The sequence below is a fragment of the Paenibacillus sp. GD4 genome (assembly GCF_030846225.1).
Taxonomy (GTDB): Bacteria; Bacillota; Bacilli; order Paenibacillales; family NBRC-103111; genus Paenibacillus_G; species Paenibacillus_G silviterrae.
The window spans coordinates 2,778,646-2,797,769 of the sequence record NZ_JAVCYK010000001.1; the positions used below are offsets into that span (position 1 = coordinate 2,778,646).

Below are 19,124 nucleotides of genomic sequence, written 5' to 3' on the forward strand. Positions count from 1 at the left end.
TTGGAGGAGGAATTATCCGTATGTACAAAACGATCGTCATCGGGACCGGCCCTGCCGGCTTGACAGCGGCCATTTACTTGGCGCGTGCGAACCTGAATCCGTTGGTTATCGAAGGGCCGGAGCCAGGCGGACAGCTGACGACAACGACGGAGGTCGAGAATTTTCCCGGCTTTCCGGAAGGAATCATGGGACCCGAATTAATGGCCAATATGCGAAAGCAAGCGGAACGCTTCGGCGCGGAGTTCAAGACCGGCTGGGTGAACAGCGTGGACACGTCCAAGCGCCCATTCAAGCTGACGGTAGAGGGCATGGGAGAGATCGAAGCGGAAACGTTGATCATCTCTACCGGCGCATCTGCGAAGCTGCTAGGCATCGAGAACGAGAAGGAAATGATTGGCCGCGGCGTAAGCACCTGCGCAACCTGCGACGGCTTCTTCTTCCGCGGCAAGAAGATTATCGTGGTCGGCGGCGGAGACTCTGCGATGGAGGAGGCGAATTTCCTTACTCGCTTTGCCACAGAGGTTCAGCTGGTACACCGTCGCAATGAGCTGCGTGCTTCGAAGATCATGCAGGATCGCGCCCGCGAGAATGAAAAGATCAGCTGGAGCTTGAACAAGACGCCTCTTGCCGTCGTTTCCGGCGACAAAGGAGTAACCGGTCTGAAGGTGCGTGACAACGAAACGGGTGCGGAGGAAATCATTGAAACCGACGGGATTTTCGTAGCCATCGGTCATAAGCCGAACACGGATTTCTTGGCAGGTCAGATCACAACGGATGAGGTAGGCTACATTCAAGTGAAGCCAGGCACATCGATGACGAACATTCCGGGCGTCTTCGCCTGCGGCGACGTTCAGGACAGCAAGTACCGCCAGGCGATTACGGCGGCTGGCAGCGGCTGTATGGCGGCGCTGGACTGCGAGAAGTTCCTCGAAGGCCACATGGTGCATGACTGGAGCCAATCGCTGTAAAAAAGCAAAAAGCTGTTCCCACAGGGCTATGATTGCCTAGCGGGGACAGCTTTTTTGTTGTAATTTTAGAAGAAGGTTCCTTACTGAAGCTCCTCTTGCTGCACGGAAGCCACCGGCTCGGCCGCATCGGCATTCAGCTGATCCTCTTGGGCCAGAGCCGCCGTATATTCCTGCGCATTCGCGATATCGCGGTCCGTAGCGGTACGGTTCTTCTTGGTCGTGCGGTCCTCGGCAGGGGTGCCATGAAGTGCCATGGGATTCACCTCCTTTTCCTCAAGAATAAGTCTTCGCCCATAATATGACCCGAAACGGAATCGGTTTATCCGCGTAGTACCTATGAATGGAAAATCGGCCCTACTGCCGCGACTCATCTTGACCAATGGAGACCGTTAGCTTAATATTGGTCATAAAGAGTGCATATCGGTTAATCCAGGGAACATTATTTCTTATGAGGTGAAGAGTCAGTGGCGGATAAGGTATACGTAGGAGTGGATTTAGGCGGTACGGCCATTAAGGTGGGGTTATGTGACGAGCAGGGGAATTTGCTGCAGACATACGAGGGGCCAACGGGAACCGAGCACGGCTCGGACGTAGTGCTTGAGAACATCGCTCAATATGTAAGGAAGCTCGTACAAGAATCACCTTACGAATGGGAGCAGGTTGCCGGAATCGGTGCCGGTATCGCTGGCTTTATGGACATTCCGGAAGGCTTTATCAAGCTGTCTCCCAACCTCGGCTGGCGCAATGTGCCAGTGAAGAAGATCCTCGAAGAGAAGCTCGGGAAAACCGTAAAAATAGACAACGATGCGAACGTCGCTGCGCTTGGTGAAGCATGGGCCGGCGCGGGCAAAGGCGTACCGAACGTAGTGTGCTATACGCTCGGTACGGGTGTCGGAGGCGGCATTATCATTAACGGTCGGATATACCAAGGCTTTAATGGCATGGCAGGCGAGCTGGGGCATATGATTATTGTACCGGACCTCGAGTCCATTGCGTGCGGCTGCGGCCGTAAGGGCTGCCTGGAGACGGTATCCTCGGCGACAGGCATTATCCGGATGGCGAAGGAAGCAGTAGAGCGCGGTGAGCATACATCTCTAGCGCTGGTTGAGAATATCATGGCGAAGGATGTCTTCGACGCTGCAAAGACCGGCGATGAGGTAGCGCTCCGCATTATTAACCGCGCTGCCATGTATCTTGGCAAGTCAATGGCGACCGTATCCGTGGTCGTTAACCCGCAGCGATTCATCGTAGGGGGCGGCGTATCCAAGGCCGGCGATATCCTCTTCGAAGCGATTCGCAAGTATTACTACGGCTGTGCGCAAGAAACGGCGAAGGAAGGCGTGGATATCGTTCCTGCCGTTCTGGGTAACGACGCCGGTGTAGTCGGCGCGGCAGGCCTGAATCTGCGCGGCTAATCAACCTAGACCTATCCAGGGCGGTTCCAGTTGGAACCGCCCGTAGGCAGTATGGGGGTATAGATAGTAAATCGTTCCTGCATGGGAAGCAAAAGGGAGGCCGCTACAGCCATGGAAGAGATGCATACCCTAGGCAAGCTCGTTATCATCACGGGGATGTCCGGTGCGGGCAAGACGATCGCGGTGCAAAGCTTGGAGGATTTGGGCTTTTTCTGCGTGGATAATTTGCCCCCTGTGCTGATCCCGAAATTTGCAGAGCTCATAGAGCAATCCAAGGGCCGGATCGGCAAGGTAGCTCTAGTGATTGACCTTCGCGGCCGTGAGTTTTTCACGTCGCTGTCGGAATCGCTCCGCTATTTAAAGGATAACTATACACTGACGTATGAAATCCTGTTCCTGGATTCGACCGATTCGATCCTAGTCCAGCGTTATAAAGAAAGCCGCCGAAAGCATCCGCTTGCACCGACAGGGGCTCCGCTGGAAGGAATCCAGCAGGAGCGGAAGCTGCTCGAGGAGCTGAAGGGACTGGCTACACAGGTAATCGACACCAGCAGTATCAAACCGGCGCAGCTCAAAGAGAAAATTATTTCCCGATTCACCAATTTGGACTCTAGCAGCATATCTATAAATGTGATCTCCTTTGGCTTTAAATACGGCGTTCCGATTGATGCGGATTTGATTTTCGATGTTCGTTTCTTGCCGAACCCGCATTATGTAGAGACGCTTCGCCCCAATACAGGGCAGGATCCTGATGTATACGAATACGTGATGAAGTGGAACGAGACTCAGGAATTTCTGGCGAAGCTTCTGGATATGCTTCATTTCCTTGTTCCGCAGTACAAGAAGGAAGGCAAGAGCCAGGTTGTCGTAGGAATCGGCTGTACCGGAGGGAAGCACCGCTCCGTAGCGATTGCCGAATACTTGGGGAAAGTCATGGGCAACAGTGAAACCGAGGTTGTCCGGGTAACGCATCGGGATTCGGAGCGCGACCGGGTTGAGGTGCGGAGATGACCCCGGCCGACAGCTACATCCCTAAGGTAGTCGTCATTGGCGGCGGAACAGGTCTCTCCGTCATGCTTCGAGGTCTCAAGAAGATGCCCGTCGATATTACGGCGATCGTTACCGTGGCGGATGACGGAGGCAGCTCCGGCATTCTGCGCTCGGAGCTTGAGATGGTTCCTCCGGGGGATATCCGCAACGTGCTAACGGCGTTATCCGAGGTAGAGCCGCTGCTGGGGCAGATGCTTGAATATCGTTTTGATCGGGGGAACGGATTAGCCGGACATAGTTTGGGTAACCTAATTTTGGCTGCAATGAAAGATATTACTGGGGACTTCGTGACCGGCGTGAGGGAGCTCAGCCGCGTGCTTGCGGTACGGGGTCAGGTGCTTCCGACTGCGAACCATGCCATCATTCTCAAAGCGGAAATGACGGACGGTACGATTGTGGAGGGGGAATCGAAGATTCCCAAAGCCGGAGGCGTCATCCGCAGGGTGTTTATCGAGCCTTCGGATGTGAAGCCGCTGCCTGAGGCGTTGGAAGCGCTTCGGCAGGCGGATTCGATTATCGTCGGTCCCGGCAGTCTTTACACCAGTATTATTCCCAACCTGCTGGTTCCGGAAATTGCTCAAACGATCGTGGAGTCCAAGGCCCTGAAGGTGTTTATCTGCAATGTGATGACCCAGCCTGGGGAGACGGACAATTATACGGTTAGCGATCACATTAATGCGATCTACGAGCACGTTGGACATGATCTGTTCGATTATGTCATCATCAATAACGGGGAAATACCGGAAGAGGTACAGCATCGATACGCCGAGAAGGGTGCCAAAGTAGTACCCGTGGATGAAGACAAAATCTCCGGCAAAAGCTACCAAATCATTGCTGACCAGCTGGTGCTGTTTCGGACGTATTTACGCCACGATGCCGAGCGGCTAAGTCAGCATATTTATCAGCTGGTGGAGAGCTGGATGTTCAAGAAGAGGTGATGTTCCATGTCCTTCGCCGCACAAACGAAAAAAGAATTGACGATGATCGAAGCGGACAACTGCTGTGAGAATGCGGAGCTGGCGGCACTGATTCGTATGAACGGCAGCGTTCAGCTGACAAGCCAGCGTGTGGTTCTGGATATCTCTACGGAGAATGCGGCGATCGCGCGCAGGATTTATTCTCTCCTGAAGAAGAAGTTCAAGGTGCATACCGAGCTGTTGGTTCGGAAAAAGATGCGTCTCAAGAAGAACAATGTCTACATTGTTCGGGTACCCAGCCAAGTACAGGAAATTTTGGCGAAGCTCAGTATCGTTTCGGAAGGCTTCCTGTTCACGCCCGGCATTGAGTCCAGGATCATTCGCCGCAGCTGCTGCAAAAGGGCTTATTTGCGCGGCGCTTTCCTGGCGGGCGGGTCGGTGAATAATCCGGAGGGCTCATCGTACCATCTGGAGATTTCTTCTATGTATGAAGAACACTGCAAGGCGCTGTGTCAGCTGGCCAATGAATTCGATCTTAATGCCCGCTGCATTGAACGAAAGAAGGGCTTTGTGCTGTACATTAAGGAAGGCGAGAAAATCATCGAGTTCCTCAATCTGATCGGGGCTCATCAGGCGCTGCTCCGTTTTGAAGACGTACGCATTATGAAGGATATGCGCAATTCCGTGAACCGTTTGGTCAATTGCGAAACAGCGAATCTGAACAAAACGATCGGCGCTTCCGTGCGGCAAATCGAGAACATTCGTCTGCTGCAAAAGGAAATCGGCCTCGGGAATTTACCTGAGAAGCTGAGGGAGGTCGCGGAAATTCGCCTTCAGCATCCGGATATGAACCTTAAGGAAGTCGGCGATCTCTTGAAAGGCCAAGTAAGCAAATCAGGCGTAAATCACCGTCTCCGTAAAATTGATGAGATGGCGGAAAAATTACGCAGGTCATAAATTGTTCATCACTGTTTTTCATTTTTTTGTGTAAATTTTCAATTTTTCTAGTGCAATCTACCGAAAAATGATATAATGGTTGAAAAATCGCTTTTTTTGCAAGATTACAGCTGTCTGTACATGGAATGGTTCGTCACTCTTGGACCGGTAAGATCCATCGAATCTGGGGCGAAAGTCCTTCATCATTTTGCATTATAAAGATTGTAGGGGGTATTGGTTGCATGTCGAGACGCCCAGTAGTCGTCAAGTTGAAAACAGGTCTTCATGCCAGACCGGCGGCGCTTTTCGTTCAGGAGGCTAACAAATTTTCTTCTGAGATCTTTGTGGAAAAGGACGAGAAGAAAGTGAATGCCAAAAGTATCATGGGGATTATGAGTTTGGCGATCAGCACAGGCACAGAAGTACACATTAGTGCGGAAGGTTCGGACGCTGAGCAGGCTGTAAACGCTTTAGTCACATTGGTTAGTAAAGAGGAATTGGAGAACCAATAGCCCGGTCCCATTGCTTCCGCAAGGAAGCTTTTTCTTTTCCCTGGGTTGTTCAATTCCGCGCTGTCCCAACGAAACCTTTTTGCTATGACATGCGTCTAAGATGACGTGTTTGTCTGTGCGGTGAGGTTTTTTTGGCATGGGCAACGAAGGATGTAGAGAGAAGAGGAGAAACGGAAATGAAACCGCTAAGAAGAGAACTGGCCTTATTGTTGATCATCGGTATGCTGTTCACGTTATGCTTGGCCCCGCTGGCGGGAGCTGCAGAGCAAGAGGTGCCGGTATCGTCCGGTACCACGCATATCCTGCTTTATGTGGATAAGGCGGAGGCGTTCTACAACAACACGCAAATCACTTTGGACGCACCGGCGACAATCATTCAGGACAAAATGTTCGTACCTGCCAAATTCCTGGGCGATGCCTTGGGTGTGAAGGTGGAATGGAATGCGGCGACCCGCCAGATTGAAATGACGCCTCCAGGAACGAAAATAACGCTCGACAGCGATAATAAATCGGTTTGGATCAATGGCGTTATGGTGCCGTTCGATTCGGTCGCTCATATTACGGCAAACGGGCGTCTGCTGATCAAGCTGACCTGGCTCGCAGATTACATGGGTGCGAGATATGAGTACAACGATGAGCTCCGCCGTGTGGAGATCATCCATGTGAAATCGCCTAGCGGCATTGTTAATCCGAATTCCGGCAATTCCAAACCGGTGGCCAAGTTTACCTTCGCCAAATCGACCTACCAAATCGGGGAAACGATCAAGTATGTGGACTTGAGCTATGACCCGGATGCGGAAGGCATCGCGGACTGGAAGTGGGAAAATAAGAAAGAGGTATACTTCGAGCCGGGAACGTACCCGATTACTCTGACCGTGTCGGACCGTCATGGAAATCAAAGTGCACGATATACGCGAAATCTCGTCATTGAGAATACAACGTATTTGAGCCAGGTCGAATACCCGCTTTACAAGAAGCCAGTCGGCAGCTTCATTAAGACCGATTGGAGTATACTGTACGGCCATTACTGGGACTTGCCGCAGCTGCCTAAGCAGGTTGAGGAGGATAAATCCCGCTTGCTGCTGGTCAGCGATAGTCCGGAGGAATTCACGGAGAAGGGGATTCTGTATCAGGACGAGGTCAACGGCAAGGGACGCTTGTATGCGGATCACATTAACGGAACCAAGGAAAAAGTAACGCTCGCGATCCTCGCGAAAAACATGACGGATAAGCCCGTTACGATCAAAACGACGAACCGCGGCGAGGTATGGCCGTCCGTTTATGCGAATCTTATCGGCAGCGAGGCGACAGTAGACTTCCTGTTGAACGATCCGTTGACGGAAAGCTTGACGGTACCGGCAGGGCAGACGTTTACTTACAAGCAATTCCCCGAGTTTTATCCGGGGCAAGGCGTGAACCTGTTCTACGATCTGGAGACCGACGGTAAAGTACAGTTTTCCTTCGTAGCTACGGATAAGGTAACATCGGATACGCTGCAGCGGCTGCCGCTTCTGGCGTTCAACGGCCACGTGCGCGGATCCTTCCCGGTATCCCAGGTGAACTGGACGATTGACGCGACCAACTTCGATAAGGCTTCAAGGCTCATCATCGGGGACGGGAAGGAAGATCCGTTTGTTTCCGGCTATGACCCGATGCGCAAGCAGAACGTGCTGAACGAAGGAAACTACGGCGTGGTCTACAAAATCCATGCCGATAAGCCAAGGAAGATGGCGGTGATGATATTGCCGAAGGGCGGCGTGTTCAAAGGGCCGTTCAAGATCAACGGCGACATCCGCCTGGTGCCGGAGTCCGGTGTCATGACCGCGTTCGACGGCATGCAGATCCTGGCCCGTACGACAGGCAAGGAGGATTCGCTCGACATCGAGTTTAGCCCTCCGGCCGGATCGGCCTTCCCGATCGATCTCATCTTCTATCCGTTGGATGAAAGAGAATAAGGTGTAAGCTTCATCCCCTCCGGTCCCGGTGACTGGAGGGGATTTTTTGCGTTCCTGATGCGCTGCTGATAAACGACTGACAATGATCTTCGGAGGCGGAACTTTGCAGCGCTGAAAAGCGTTATCCAATTGTATGGATGATACGTGTATAAGGAGGGCCAATAGGGGATGGAAAACAGCGGGATCCAAGCATCAGTGGAAAAATGGATTCGTATAACGGGCATTTCCGCGATTGTAATCGGCAGCCTCTATGTTCCGAGCGTGCCATGGTACTTGCTCGGTGAGGTGAAGGAGGCGGAGATCGGGCTGTGGGGTACGTTTACTGTATTGGGTGGGCTCCTCTGTGTGACAGGGGCTGAAACGGTCAAGCGAGCAGCTGCTAGGCCGGTAAAACAGGGACTGCTGGTCATAGCTTGTCTAGGAATGGCTGCACTGCTCCTCTCTCAACTGCCGGCCTTTGTGATGTGGCAGATGTACGATGGGAGCTTCACTCGCGGATGGGCTCCGAACGATACGGCAGGCTGGATGGCGGGCTTGTCATTACACACATGGCTGGTGGTATCAGGAGCAATTGCGCTGCTTGCTTCGTTAAGGGCACTCCTTACTCACACCTCGGCTTTACAGTTAACGGGCAAGCAGAGCTTTCGCGCAGTGGGCGTGCTTCTCGTCTGCGGCGCTCTGTGGGTTGTGTGGAACTTCTACGAGGAAAAGACCTGGGTTACCTTTACCCATCCTGTGGCCGAAGCGAGAGACGTGTCCAAGGACGTTACGGTAAGCGCCGGCTGGCGGGGGAGCCGGGATAACATAGGAATTCGGGTGAGGTATGCAGATGAGCCAGAGAGGTACATTCCAGGTGTATCGGGCGCTTCCATGACCGGAGTCTCCTTCAAGCCGGATCAGCCCTTTGAGCCGGGGAGGAAGTTGAAGGTCACGGTTGAGGCAGGAATGCGCAGTCATGTGTTTTATTTTTATACGGGAGAATAAAAAAACCGACTTCATCACATTAGCCATGTGACGGAGTCGGTTTTCTGTTTACACGCGCTCGATAACTTTATCGATCAGACCGTATTCACGGGCTTCTTCAGCACTCATGAAGTTGTCGCGATCGGTGTCCTTCTCAATGCGCTCGAAGGTCTGGCCAGTGCGCTCGGCAAGAATCGTATTCAGCTTATCGCGCATCTTCAGAATGCGCTTCGCGCGAATCTCGATGTCGCTTGCCTGGCCTTCGGCACCACCGAGCGGCTGATGAATCATCACTTCACTGTTCGGCAGAGCAAAGCGCTTGCCCTTCGCGCCTGCAGCCAGCAGGAACGCTCCCATGGAAGCGGCCATACCTACGCAGATAGTGGACACATCAGGCTTGATGAATTGCATCGTATCATAAATCGCCATACCGGAAGTGATGGATCCGCCTGGGCTGTTAATGTAGAGGTGAATGTCCTTTTCCGGGTCGGAGGCAGCCAAGAACAGCAATTGCGCAATAATTGCATTGGCTACAACGTCGTTAATCGGGGTTCCGAGAAAAATAATGCGGTCCTTCAGCAGTCGGGAGTAAATATCATATGCGCGTTCTCCTCTTGCATCCGGTTCAACAACCATTGGAATGAAACTCATAAGCTGCAGCCTCCTTTTTATCATTACAAGGATTATCACATGCCTGAGTATGTATACGCAAATAATGGGATAACATTCTCAGGCTGTACTTATTTTACCGAATTATCGGATAAAGGTCAAGAAAGGTCAAACTTTATAAAATAAAAAAACCAGTCAAAAAAGAAACTAGTTAGGGTAAAGTGGCGCGCTCGCAAGGAATCGAACCTTGATCTCAGGCTCCGGAGGCCTACGTCATATCCATTGGACCACGAGCGCACAATATTTATTTGAGTGACAGCGAAATTTATTATATGATACCCGGCGATAAATTGCAAGCCCCAAATAATGAAAGGCATCAAGTGGAATTTTCAAGCACCTCCTTGAAATTTAAACCAAGATTATATATAATGAAATCAGCAAGTGGGACTAAAAATGTAGTACTGGGACGAAAAGTGTCCAACGGAAGCGGCGGGAGTGTACCATGAGAGAAATCCTTGATATTCAGAAGCAGCTTCTGCCGGATTTGCTCGACACCATGAAGAAGCGGTATACCATACTGCAGCACATCATGATTTCCGGTACCGTAGGCCGAAGAACACTTGCCGTATCCTTGAATACGACGGAGCGGATTCTTCGCGGGGAAGTCGATTTCCTGAAGGAGCAAGGGCTGATCGAGATCGAAGCTTCGGGGATGCGCATCAGCTACAGCGGCAGACAGCTGCTGGAAAGCATTGAGCCGCTTGTGAAGGACCTGTTCGGGTTAACGGAGATGGAAGAGCGTATTCGTTCCCATTACGGACTGAAGCAGGTTGTTATCGTACCCGGCGATTCGGATGTGTCACCGCATACGAAGAAGGAACTGGGGCGTGCAGGCGCGGCCGTGCTGCGTAAGCAAATGGCAAGCGATGAGGTCATCGCTGTCACGGGAGGCTCGACGCTGGCGGAGGTAGCTTATCATCTGACCGCGACGTCGCCGCTGAAGGGCTGCTGGTTCGTTCCAGCGCGCGGCGGACTTGGCGAGAGTGTGGAGCTTCAGGCGAATACTATTGCTTCCACGATGGCGAAGAAGACCGGCGCTCGATATCGGCTGCTTCACGTACCCGATCATCTGGGCGAGGAAGCTTATCAGACGCTGATGCAGGATAATACGATTCTTGAGATTATCCAGTTCATCCGCAAGGCCCGCATCGTGATCCATGGGATCGGGGATGCTCTGGTTATGGCAAGGCGCAGGAAGGTTGATGAAGCTACGAAGGAAAGCTTGCAGCGGGATGGTGCATTGGCTGAGGCATTCGGGTATTATTTTGACCGTGACGGGAACATCCTACATAAGATGCCAACCGTCGGGTTACGGATCGAGGATATCCAGCAGATGGATACGGTGATCGGAGTTGCAGGTGGGAAGAGTAAAGGCGAGGCGATTGCTTCAGTGCTGCTGCACGGCCATGAGGACATCCTCATCATTGATGAAGCGGCCGCCATGGAAATCATGAAGCGAATCGACGGTTTGATATCATGACGGAGCCTAGCTCTGTCTTGACCATAAAAAAACAATTTTTAGGAGGCCATACACATGGTAAAAGTAGGTATTAACGGATTTGGACGTATCGGACGTAACGTATTCCGCGCAGCTTTGAACAACCCTGAGGTTGAAATCGTTGCTATCAACGACCTGACGGATGTAAATACACTGGCACACCTGCTCAAATATGACACAACTCACGGCAAATTGGACGCTACTGTAGAAGCTACAGAAGGCGCACTGATCGTTAACGGCAAAGCGGTTAAAGTATTTGCTGAGCGCAACCCTGAGAACCTGCCTTGGGGCGCTAACGGCGTTGAAATCGTAGTTGAATCCACTGGTATTTTCACTGCGAAGGAAAAAGCTGAGCTTCACCTGAAGGGCGGAGCGAAGAAGGTTATCATCTCCGCTCCTGCTACGAACGAAGACATCACCATCGTAATGGGCGTTAACGAAGATAAATACGATGCAGCTTCTCACACAGTAATCTCCAACGCTTCCTGTACGACAAACTGCTTGGCGCCGTTCGCGAAAGTGTTGAACGACAAGTTCGGTATCGTTAAAGGGATGATGACTACTGTTCACTCCTACACGAACGACCAATCCGTTCTTGACCTGCCGCACAAGGATCTTCGCCGTGCCCGCGCAGCTGCTGAGAACATCATTCCTTCCACTACAGGTGCTGCTAAGGCCGTTTCCTTGGTACTGCCTGAGCTGAAAGGCAAGCTGAACGGTATGGCTATGCGTGTTCCTACACCAAACGTTTCCGTTACCGACCTGGTTGTTGAACTATCCCAGAACGTAACTGTAGATCAAATTAACGCTGCTTTGAAAGAAGCTGCTAACGGTCCTTTGAAAGGTATCTTGAACTACTCCGAAGAGCCGCTCGTATCCAGCGACTACAACGGTGACCCAGCTTCTTCCACAATCGATGCTCTGTCCACTATGGTTGTAGGCGACAACATGGTTAAAGTGGTTTCCTGGTACGACAACGAGTGGGGCTACTCCAATCGCGTAGTGGATCTGGCTAACTTCATCGCGAAAAAAGGTTTGTAAGAAGTTAAAAATTGTGGTGTGACTTAAGTTGATTCAACAGCCCCGCCGGTAAAGGCAATGGGGATGTGCCTCCGGGTCTCTTGAATTTGGATAACTGGATTAGAAGAAGTGGATGTTATCCAAATTCAAAGGCCCTCGCTACGCTCTCCGGCACACCCCCATTTGCTATCTGGTCCGTTGAATTCAAATGCGTCAGACCACAATTTTTGTGTGTAAGTAGGAAAGGTCAAATAGATACGGAAATTACGACCTCGGGAGGCGTGCGGGATGAACAAGAAAAGCGTACGGGATATCGAAGTTAGCGGCAAAAGAGTGTTTGTACGGGTAGATTTCAACGTGCCGCTCGAAAACGGCCAAATTACGGACGATACACGGATTCGTGAAACATTGCCTACAGTAAAATACTTGGTAGAGCGCGGCGCGAAGGTAATTCTGGCGAGCCACCTGGGCCGTCCGAAGGGCGAAGTAGTCGAAGAGCTCCGTTTGACTCCGGTAGCTGCCCGTTTGTCCGAATTGCTGGGCAAGCCGGTTGTGAAAGCGGACGAAGCGATCGGCGAAGCGGTAAAAGCAAAAGTAGCTGCATTGAATGACGGTGATGTATTGCTGCTTGAGAACGTGCGTTTTTATGCCGGTGAAGAGAAGAACGATGCGGAGCTTGCGAAGGCGTTCGCCGAGCTGGCTGATGTTTATGTAAACGATGCGTTCGGCGCAGCTCACCGTGCACACGCTTCTACAGAGGGCATCGCTCATTACTTGCCAGCCGTATCCGGCTTGCTGATGGAGAAGGAGCTGGAGGTTCTCGGCAAAGCGCTGAACAACCCGGAGCGTCCGTTCACGGCAATTGTAGGCGGCTCCAAGGTAAAAGATAAAATCGGCGTTATCGAGAAGCTGATCGAGATTGCTGATAACATCATCATCGGGGGCGGGTTGTCCTACACCTTCTTCAAAGCGAAGGGCTACGAGATCGGTAAATCCTTGCTCGATAAGGACCGTCTTGAGCTGGTTCAAGAGTTCGAGCGCCGCGCTAAGGAAAAAGGCGTGAACTTCCTTCTGCCGGTGGACATCGTTGTTGGCGATGACTTCAGCAACAATGCGAATACGAAGGTTGTCCCTGTGGACAGCATCCCGGCAGACTGGGAAGGCTTCGATATCGGACCGGAAACTCGTAAAATTTATGCTGACGTTATCAAAAGCTCCAAGCTCGTAGTTTGGAACGGACCGATGGGCGTATTCGAATTGACTCCGTACATGGAAGGAACGAAAGCCGTAGCGGAAGCCTGCGCGGAAACAACCGGTTACACGGTTATCGGCGGCGGCGACTCTGCGGCGGCTGCTGAGAAGTTCCACCTGGCGGACAAGATGGACCACATCTCGACAGGCGGCGGCGCTTCCCTGGAATTCATGGAAGGCAAGCAGCTTCCAGGCGTAGTAGCCCTGAACGATAAATAAGGAGTGACAGGATCCATGCGGAAACCGATTATTGCGGGTAACTGGAAAATGTTCAAGACCGTTCAAGAATCCATTGCTTTCGTGAACGAAGTGAAGGGCAAAGCGGAAGTAGACGGTGTAGACAGCGTCATTTGCGCACCTTACACAAACCTCCCTGCCTTGGTTGAGGCGGTTAAAGGCACGAACCTGAAGGTCGGCGCACAAAACCTTCATTGGGAAGACAACGGCGCTTACACAGGCGAGATCAGCGGCGTTCAGCTGAAAGATCTCGGCGTTGATTATGTTATCATCGGACACTCGGAGCGTCGTGCATACTTTGCAGAGACAGACGAGACCGTTAACAAAAAAGTAATTGCTTCCTTCAAGCACGGTTTGACTCCTATCGTATGCGTAGGCGAGAAGCTTGAAGAGCGTGAAGCCGGCCAAACGAAGGAAGTTTGCAAGGTACAAACGGAAGCGGCTCTCCAAGGCTTGTCCGCTGAACAAGCGGCTCAAGTGGTCATCGCTTACGAGCCGATCTGGGCGATCGGTACAGGCAAGTCCTCTACGGCTGACGATGCAAACGAAGTGATCAGCTACATTCGTCAGCTGGTAGCCGGTCAATTCAGCCAGCAAGTGGCGGATCAAGTGCGCATTCAGTACGGCGGCAGCGTAAAGCCGAACAACATTGCGGAATACATGCAAGCTTCCGATATCGACGGGGCACTCGTAGGCGGCGCCAGCTTGGAGCCGGCTTCCTACATCGCGCTTGTCGAGGGGGCGAAGTAAGATGAGCAGACCGAAACCGGTAGCGTTAATCATTCTCGACGGCTTCGGGCTTCGCGGCGATGTGCAGGGCAACGCGGTTGCCCAAGCGAAGAAGCCGAACTACGACCGGTACTGGGCGGAATTCCCTCATACGACGCTGACAGCGTGCGGTGAGGCGGTAGGACTGCCTGAAGGTCAAATGGGGAACTCTGAGGTAGGTCACTTGAACATCGGCGCAGGCCGGATCGTGTATCAAGACCTGACTCGTATCTCCAAATCCATTCGTGAGGGTGAGTTCTTCGAGAACGAAACGATTCTCGGAGCCATTCGCCACGCGAAGAATAACGGCAAGAAGCTGCACCTGTACGGCTTGCTGTCGGACGGCGGCGTTCACAGCCACATCGGGCACCTGTTTGCCCTGCTGGAAGCCTGCAAGAAGGAGCAGCTGGACGATGTTTACATCCATGCTTTCTTGGACGGCCGTGACGTAGCTCCTGACAGCGCGAAGGGCTATATGGAGCAGCTCCAAGCAAAAATCGCAGAGCTGGGCGTAGGGCGGATTGCCACCGTGCAAGGCCGTTACTATGCGATGGACCGTGATAAGCGCTGGGAGCGTACAGAGAAGTCCTATCGTGCCATGGTGTACGGAGACGGACCGAAATACACGGATCCGATGAAGGCGATTGTAGAATCCTACGAAAAGTCCGTATTTGACGAATTCGTTATGCCTACGGTTATCGTGAAGGAAGACGGCAGTCCTGTGGGCTTGGTGGAATCCCAAGACGCAGTAGTTTTCTTCAACTTCCGCCCGGACCGTGCGATTCAGCTGTCCCAAGTATTCACGAACAGCGATTTCCGCGGCTTCGATCGCGGCGATAAAGTGCCTTCCGATCTTTATTATGTGTGCTTAACACTTTTCAGTGAATCCGTTGACGGGTATGTTGCGTATAAGCCTAAGAACCTGGATAACACGCTGGGCGAGGTGCTGGTTCAGAACAACCTGAAGCAGCTGCGCATTGCCGAGACGGAGAAGTACCCGCATGTAACGTTCTTCTTCAGCGGCGGTCGTGATGTGGAGCTTCCGGGCGAAACACGCATTCTGATCAATTCGCCGAAGGTTGCGACTTATGATCTGCAGCCGGAGATGAGTGCTTATGAAGTGGCTGCTGCGGCAGTAGCGGAGATTGAAGCGGAGCGTCAGGATGTGATCATCCTGAACTTTGCGAATCCGGACATGGTAGGCCATTCAGGTTTGCTTGAGCCAACCATTAAGGCGGTTGAAGCTACCGACGATTGCCTCGGCAAGGTGGTCGATGCGATTCTGGCCAAGGGCGGCGTGGCATTGATCACGGCGGACCACGGTAACGCGGATTTGGTTACGAATCCGGACGGGACCCGTAACACGGCGCATACGACAAACCCGGTGCCTTTTATTTTGACCAGCAAAAATGTTACACTAAGAAACGATGGCATTCTGGCGGATATTGCCCCTACGGTCCTCTCTTTGCTTGGCGTTAGCCAGCCGGAAGAGATGACTGGAAAGCCGCTAATCGGTTAAATTCATATCAAAAAATGGGAGTGTGTATTGTAGTCATGACCACTATTTCTAACGTTTATGCACGCGAAGTATTGGATTCCCGCGGTAACCCGACCGTAGAAGTAGAAGTATACCTGGAGTCCGGCGCACGCGGCCGTGCGATCGTTCCTTCCGGTGCCTCCACAGGCGCATACGAAGCGGTAGAGCTTCGCGACGGCGACAAGGGCCGTTACCTCGGCAAAGGCGTTCTCAAGGCTGTTGAGAACGTAAATGACATCATCGCTCCTGAGATCGTTGGCATGGACGCTTTGGATCAAGTCGGCATCGACAAGCGCATGATTGAGCTGGACGGTACGCCTAACAAAGGCAAGCTGGGTGCTAACGCGATTCTGGCTGTATCCATGGCAGTTGCTCGCGCAGCGGCAGAAGCTCTGGATGTGCCTTTGTACGTATACCTCGGCGGATTCAACTCCAAACAGCTTCCGGTTCCTATGATGAACATCATCAACGGCGGCGCGCATGCCGACAACAACGTTGACGTTCAAGAGTTCATGGTTCTGCCTGTAGGCGCTCCTTCCTTCAAGGAAGCTCTTCGTACAGGTACGGAAATTTTCCACAGCCTGAAGAACGTACTGAAAGAGAAAGGCTTGAACACGGCTGTAGGCGACGAGGGCGGCTTCGCTCCTAACCTGGGCTCCAACGAAGAAGCGATCCAAACGATCATCACAGCTATCGAGCGCGCAGGCTACAAGCCGGGTGTAGACGTATTCCTGGGTATGGACGTTGCTTCCACTGAGTTCTTCAAGGACGGCAAATACCACCTCGAAGGCGAAGGCAAGTCCTACACTTCCGCTGAATGGGTAGACTTCCTGGCGGCTTGGGTAGATAAATACCCGATCATCACCATCGAAGACGGCTGCTCCGAAGACGACTGGGATGGCTGGAAGCTTCTGACCGACCGTCTGGGCAGCAAAGTACAGCTCGTTGGCGACGACTTGTTCGTTACAAACACAGAGCGTCTGTCCACCGGTATCGAGCAAGGCATCGGTAACTCCATCCTTGTTAAAGTAAATCAAATCGGTACGCTGACAGAAACATTTGACGCGATCGAAATGGCACAGCGCGCAGGTTACACAGCTGTTATCTCCCACCGTTCCGGTGAAAGCGAAGACAGCACGATCGCCGACATCGCTGTGGCTACCAACGCAGGCCAAATCAAAACAGGTGCTCCTTCCCGTACGGACCGCGTAGCGAAGTACAACCAATTGCTCCGCATCGAGGATCAACTGGCTTCCGTCGCGAAGTACCCAGGAAAGAAAGCATTCTACAATCTGAAGAATTTCAAGTAATTTCTTCGCATAGATATAAGCTTCAGGGCCCTTTGTATTAGGGGTTCTGGAGCTTTTTTCCCCTCATGCCATGAAGAAGGGTGGACGTATTGACGGATGAGCAATCTGATAAAAACCGTATTGTTTCTAATCCTATCTGCCTTTCTGACGCACTTGATCCCCTTCTCCGATGTGTTCCGCAACTTGGATACGATGATTCATGAGTTTGGCCACGCCGTAGCAACCCTGGCACTTCAGGGGGAGGTTAGGTACATAGAGCTGTATGCGAACCATAGCGGCGTGACGTATTCTCGAGTGATGGCGAATTGGAGCATGATTCCCATCTCCTTGTCGGGCTATATGATGGCCTCGCTGTTTGCGCTGTTCTTGTTCCATGTCCGAGCAAAAGGAAAAGAAAAACTGGGTTTGCAGCTCATGACACTGATTGCTGTCTTGGCTCTGGTGCTGTTCATCCGCAATGAATTCGGCATCATATGGACCGTTGGCTTTATAGTGTTGAATACAGTCATGCTGGCTTTCGTGCCCCGTTGGCTGAGGGATATCTATTACCTTCTGCTGGCGTTCTTAACATTGGAGGAATCGGTGTTCGGGCCATTCTCGCTGATCTTGTATGCGCTGGAGGACCCGTCTAAGGCAGGGGACGCAACGAATCTTAGTATGGTGACTCCGCTGCCGCCCGTCGTGTGGGGAACGATCTTTACTGTGTTCGCTCTCATGTGTGCGGGGAAGGCGATACGAATCTTCCTGGGGGGCAAAAAGCCCCGTCGTGCCAAGATGCTCTCCGGCCCAGGCTATGGGGAATAGTAAGGATTTGTCATGACTCTCTTCCTATGTTATAATAGACATGCTGTCTTTTCTGGGCTTGACCCGGCATGTTGATGCTAAACGTTACAAATGTAACTTACTTCGTATCAACCTTGGTAAATGGCAGACATTCCGGTAGGAATGCAGCATTTATCCTTGGTTCTCGCAGGAGGTGGAATAATGGAATTAGCGTTGAAAATCATACTGGTTGTGGTTTCTCTCGGTCTGATCGCGGCGGTACTGCTGCAGCAGGGGAAAAGCGCGGGTCTTTCCGGTGCCATCTCCGGAGGTGCGGAGCATTTGTTCGGGAAGCAGAAGGCGCGCGGCTTGGAGCTGTTTTTGTCTCGCTTAACGATGGGTCTGGCGATCGTGTTCTTTCTTTTGACGATTGTTGTGGCATTCTTTGTTAGATCTGCATAAACATAAACGCAAGCAGCAGGGGAAAGCTATACCTGCTGTTTTTTTTTATGCTGGCAGGTGGACAGGCTATGGAACGGATATACAAGACAACGGAGCCTTTTAAGCTGGAGGGATCGGGCAAGAGGGCGGATACGCATCTTCTTATGATTCACGGCTTTACGGGATCTCCTTCGGAATTTCGCCGGCTCGGCTATTACTTGAATGATTTGGGCTATACTGTACATGGAGTACTTCTCCCCGGGCATGGGACCACACCAGAGGAAATGATCCGCACCGGGTGGAAGGATTGGTCCGGGCATGTAACGAAGGTCTACGACGCTATGAAGGAGCAAGGAGCGAAACAGATCGTGGCGCTAGGGCATTCCATGGGCGGCCTGCTGGCTTTAAAGCTTTCGATGGAACGGCAGCTGGATGCGGTGGTTTCCTTGGCTGCACCGATATTCCTCATGAGCAAGAAGACCATCTTCGCGGTGCTGCTGCAGTATGTCATTAAATACATTGAAAAAAAACCTACCGTAGCTGCACATATTATAGAAGAAGCTTGTACATACAGCAAAACCCCAGTGCCGTGCGTGGTGGATTTGCGCAAGCTGCTTAAGATGGTGAAATCTGGGTTAAATAGAGTAAGGGCGCCTATCTTCGTAGGACAAGGAGAGTTGGACGGGCTCGTGCATCCCAAAAGCGCGGGCTACATTTATCAGCACGTATCCTCACCCGTCAGACAGGTTGCGTACTATTCGCTTACCTCCCATGCTATTCTGTTGGATGAGGAGCGGGAGCAGGTGTATGAGGATGTGTATCGATTCCTTGCCCATGTGGAGAATAACGGGACAAATGGAACAAGCGCTGACGGGTGTACTGACATAAGATAAAGAGAACAGGGCAGGTGAAGCT

General features: G+C 52.1%; 19 protein-coding genes and 1 tRNA gene. 17 read left to right on the forward strand and 3 right to left on the reverse strand.

Annotated features, from left to right (window positions below; genetic code table 11):
* Positions 1-20 precede the first annotated feature (20 nt).
* Positions 21-968, forward strand: a complete 948-nt coding sequence (gene trxB / locus RAC89_RS13125; protein ID WP_284643420.1) for a thioredoxin-disulfide reductase — start codon at positions 21-23, stop codon at positions 966-968.
* A gap of 80 nt (positions 969-1,048) precedes the next feature.
* Here trxB and RAC89_RS13130 read toward each other — a convergent pair whose 3' ends face one another.
* On the reverse strand, positions 1,049-1,222 hold the full coding sequence (locus RAC89_RS13130; RefSeq protein ID WP_284643421.1) for a hypothetical protein: 174 nt from the start codon (positions 1,220-1,222) through the stop codon (positions 1,049-1,051).
* A gap of 210 nt (positions 1,223-1,432) precedes the next feature.
* Here RAC89_RS13130 and RAC89_RS13135 point away from each other — a divergent pair, with 210 nt between their 5' ends.
* From RAC89_RS13135 to RAC89_RS13165, 7 genes are all read left to right on the forward strand, one after another.
* The gene (locus tag RAC89_RS13135; protein WP_284643422.1) at positions 1,433-2,383 is read left to right on the forward strand and encodes an ROK family glucokinase; all 951 of its coding nucleotides are present in this window, start codon (positions 1,433-1,435) and stop codon (positions 2,381-2,383) included.
* Between the two features lie 111 nt (positions 2,384-2,494).
* The gene (gene rapZ, locus RAC89_RS13140) at positions 2,495-3,394 is read left to right on the forward strand and encodes an RNase adapter RapZ (RefSeq protein WP_284643423.1); all 900 of its coding nucleotides are present in this window, start codon (positions 2,495-2,497) and stop codon (positions 3,392-3,394) included.
* A complete protein-coding gene (locus tag RAC89_RS13145) occupies positions 3,391-4,371 on the forward strand; it encodes a gluconeogenesis factor YvcK family protein (RefSeq protein ID WP_284643424.1) in 981 nt (326 codons plus the stop codon). Before rapZ ends, RAC89_RS13145 begins: the two co-directional genes overlap by 4 nt.
* Positions 4,372-4,377: 6 nt before the next feature.
* A complete protein-coding gene (whiA, locus tag RAC89_RS13150) occupies positions 4,378-5,307 on the forward strand; it encodes a DNA-binding protein WhiA (RefSeq protein ID WP_306613982.1) in 930 nt (309 codons plus the stop codon).
* Positions 5,308-5,528: 221 nt separating this feature from the next.
* Complete coding sequence (locus RAC89_RS13155) at positions 5,529-5,798, forward strand: HPr family phosphocarrier protein (RefSeq protein ID WP_010500412.1); 270 nt, start codon at positions 5,529-5,531, stop codon at positions 5,796-5,798.
* 176 nt (positions 5,799-5,974) lie between these two features.
* Complete coding sequence (locus RAC89_RS13160) at positions 5,975-7,753, forward strand: stalk domain-containing protein (RefSeq protein WP_306613984.1); 1,779 nt, start codon at positions 5,975-5,977, stop codon at positions 7,751-7,753.
* 168 nt (positions 7,754-7,921) lie between these two features.
* The gene (locus RAC89_RS13165; protein WP_306613985.1) at positions 7,922-8,737 is read left to right on the forward strand and encodes a hypothetical protein; all 816 of its coding nucleotides are present in this window, start codon (positions 7,922-7,924) and stop codon (positions 8,735-8,737) included.
* A gap of 48 nt (positions 8,738-8,785) precedes the next feature.
* Here the strand turns inward: RAC89_RS13165 and clpP are convergent, their stop codons facing one another.
* Both clpP and RAC89_RS13175 read right to left on the reverse strand, forming a co-directional pair.
* A complete protein-coding gene (gene clpP / locus RAC89_RS13170) occupies positions 8,786-9,367 on the reverse strand; it encodes an ATP-dependent Clp endopeptidase proteolytic subunit ClpP (RefSeq protein ID WP_284643428.1) in 582 nt (193 codons plus the stop codon).
* 180 nt (positions 9,368-9,547) lie between these two features.
* A tRNA-Arg gene (locus RAC89_RS13175) sits at positions 9,548-9,622 on the reverse strand.
* 205 nt (positions 9,623-9,827) lie between these two features.
* Here RAC89_RS13175 and RAC89_RS13180 point away from each other — a divergent pair.
* The 9 genes from RAC89_RS13180 to RAC89_RS13220 all read left to right on the forward strand — a co-directional run bounded on the left by RAC89_RS13180 (position 9,828) and on the right by RAC89_RS13220 (position 19,102).
* Entirely contained in the window at positions 9,828-10,865 is a 1,038-nt protein-coding gene (locus tag RAC89_RS13180) for a sugar-binding transcriptional regulator (RefSeq protein WP_306613988.1), read from the forward strand.
* A 54-nt stretch (positions 10,866-10,919) separates the two neighbouring features.
* On the forward strand, positions 10,920-11,924 hold the full coding sequence (gene gap / locus RAC89_RS13185) for a type I glyceraldehyde-3-phosphate dehydrogenase (protein ID WP_284643430.1): 1,005 nt from the start codon (positions 10,920-10,922) through the stop codon (positions 11,922-11,924).
* A gap of 267 nt (positions 11,925-12,191) precedes the next feature.
* On the forward strand, positions 12,192-13,373 hold the full coding sequence (locus RAC89_RS13190; RefSeq protein ID WP_306613990.1) for a phosphoglycerate kinase: 1,182 nt from the start codon (positions 12,192-12,194) through the stop codon (positions 13,371-13,373).
* A 15-nt stretch (positions 13,374-13,388) separates the two neighbouring features.
* Positions 13,389-14,141 carry a triose-phosphate isomerase gene (gene tpiA / locus RAC89_RS13195; RefSeq protein WP_306613991.1) on the forward strand — a complete coding sequence of 251 codons (753 nt, stop codon included), beginning with the start codon at positions 13,389-13,391 and terminating at the stop codon, positions 14,139-14,141.
* Between the two features lies 1 nt (position 14,142).
* Positions 14,143-15,678 carry a 2,3-bisphosphoglycerate-independent phosphoglycerate mutase gene (gpmI, locus tag RAC89_RS13200; protein WP_306613993.1) on the forward strand — a complete coding sequence of 512 codons (1,536 nt, stop codon included), beginning with the start codon at positions 14,143-14,145 and terminating at the stop codon, positions 15,676-15,678.
* Between the two features lie 35 nt (positions 15,679-15,713).
* Entirely contained in the window at positions 15,714-17,006 is a 1,293-nt protein-coding gene (gene eno / locus RAC89_RS13205; RefSeq protein ID WP_306613995.1) for a phosphopyruvate hydratase, read from the forward strand.
* A 96-nt stretch (positions 17,007-17,102) separates the two neighbouring features.
* Complete coding sequence (locus RAC89_RS13210) at positions 17,103-17,810, forward strand: M50 family metallopeptidase (protein WP_306613997.1); 708 nt, start codon at positions 17,103-17,105, stop codon at positions 17,808-17,810.
* A gap of 180 nt (positions 17,811-17,990) precedes the next feature.
* Positions 17,991-18,230 (forward strand): preprotein translocase subunit SecG, encoded by a 240-nt coding sequence (secG, locus tag RAC89_RS13215; RefSeq protein ID WP_284643436.1) that lies wholly within the window; start codon positions 17,991-17,993, stop codon positions 18,228-18,230.
* Positions 18,231-18,298: 68 nt separating this feature from the next.
* On the forward strand, positions 18,299-19,102 hold the full coding sequence (locus RAC89_RS13220; RefSeq protein WP_306613999.1) for an alpha/beta hydrolase: 804 nt from the start codon (positions 18,299-18,301) through the stop codon (positions 19,100-19,102).
* Positions 19,103-19,124 lie beyond the last annotated feature (22 nt).

Coding starts and splice junctions, on each gene's coding strand:
- clpP (WP_284643428.1), bottom strand. CDS start 9,367: ATGAGTTTCATTCCAATGGTTGTTGAACCGGATGCAAGAGGAGAACGC.
- RAC89_RS13220 (WP_306613999.1), top strand. CDS start 18,299: ATGGAACGGATATACAAGACAACGGAGCCTTTTAAGCTGGAGGGATCG.
- gap (WP_284643430.1), top strand. CDS start 10,920: ATGGTAAAAGTAGGTATTAACGGATTTGGACGTATCGGACGTAACGTA.
- secG (WP_284643436.1), top strand. CDS start 17,991: ATGGAATTAGCGTTGAAAATCATACTGGTTGTGGTTTCTCTCGGTCTG.
- gpmI (WP_306613993.1), top strand. CDS start 14,143: ATGAGCAGACCGAAACCGGTAGCGTTAATCATTCTCGACGGCTTCGGG.
- trxB (WP_284643420.1), top strand. CDS start 21: ATGTACAAAACGATCGTCATCGGGACCGGCCCTGCCGGCTTGACAGCG.
- RAC89_RS13165 (WP_306613985.1), top strand. CDS start 7,922: ATGGAAAACAGCGGGATCCAAGCATCAGTGGAAAAATGGATTCGTATA.
- RAC89_RS13130 (WP_284643421.1), bottom strand. CDS start 1,222: ATGGCACTTCATGGCACCCCTGCCGAGGACCGCACGACCAAGAAGAAC.
- RAC89_RS13210 (WP_306613997.1), top strand. CDS start 17,103: ATGAGCAATCTGATAAAAACCGTATTGTTTCTAATCCTATCTGCCTTT.
- whiA (WP_306613982.1), top strand. CDS start 4,378: ATGTCCTTCGCCGCACAAACGAAAAAAGAATTGACGATGATCGAAGCG.
- tpiA (WP_306613991.1), top strand. CDS start 13,389: ATGCGGAAACCGATTATTGCGGGTAACTGGAAAATGTTCAAGACCGTT.
- RAC89_RS13160 (WP_306613984.1), top strand. CDS start 5,975: ATGAAACCGCTAAGAAGAGAACTGGCCTTATTGTTGATCATCGGTATG.
- RAC89_RS13190 (WP_306613990.1), top strand. CDS start 12,192: ATGAACAAGAAAAGCGTACGGGATATCGAAGTTAGCGGCAAAAGAGTG.
- RAC89_RS13155 (WP_010500412.1), top strand. CDS start 5,529: ATGTCGAGACGCCCAGTAGTCGTCAAGTTGAAAACAGGTCTTCATGCC.
- eno (WP_306613995.1), top strand. CDS start 15,714: ATGACCACTATTTCTAACGTTTATGCACGCGAAGTATTGGATTCCCGC.
- rapZ (WP_284643423.1), top strand. CDS start 2,495: ATGGAAGAGATGCATACCCTAGGCAAGCTCGTTATCATCACGGGGATG.
- RAC89_RS13145 (WP_284643424.1), top strand. CDS start 3,391: ATGACCCCGGCCGACAGCTACATCCCTAAGGTAGTCGTCATTGGCGGC.
- RAC89_RS13180 (WP_306613988.1), top strand. CDS start 9,828: ATGAGAGAAATCCTTGATATTCAGAAGCAGCTTCTGCCGGATTTGCTC.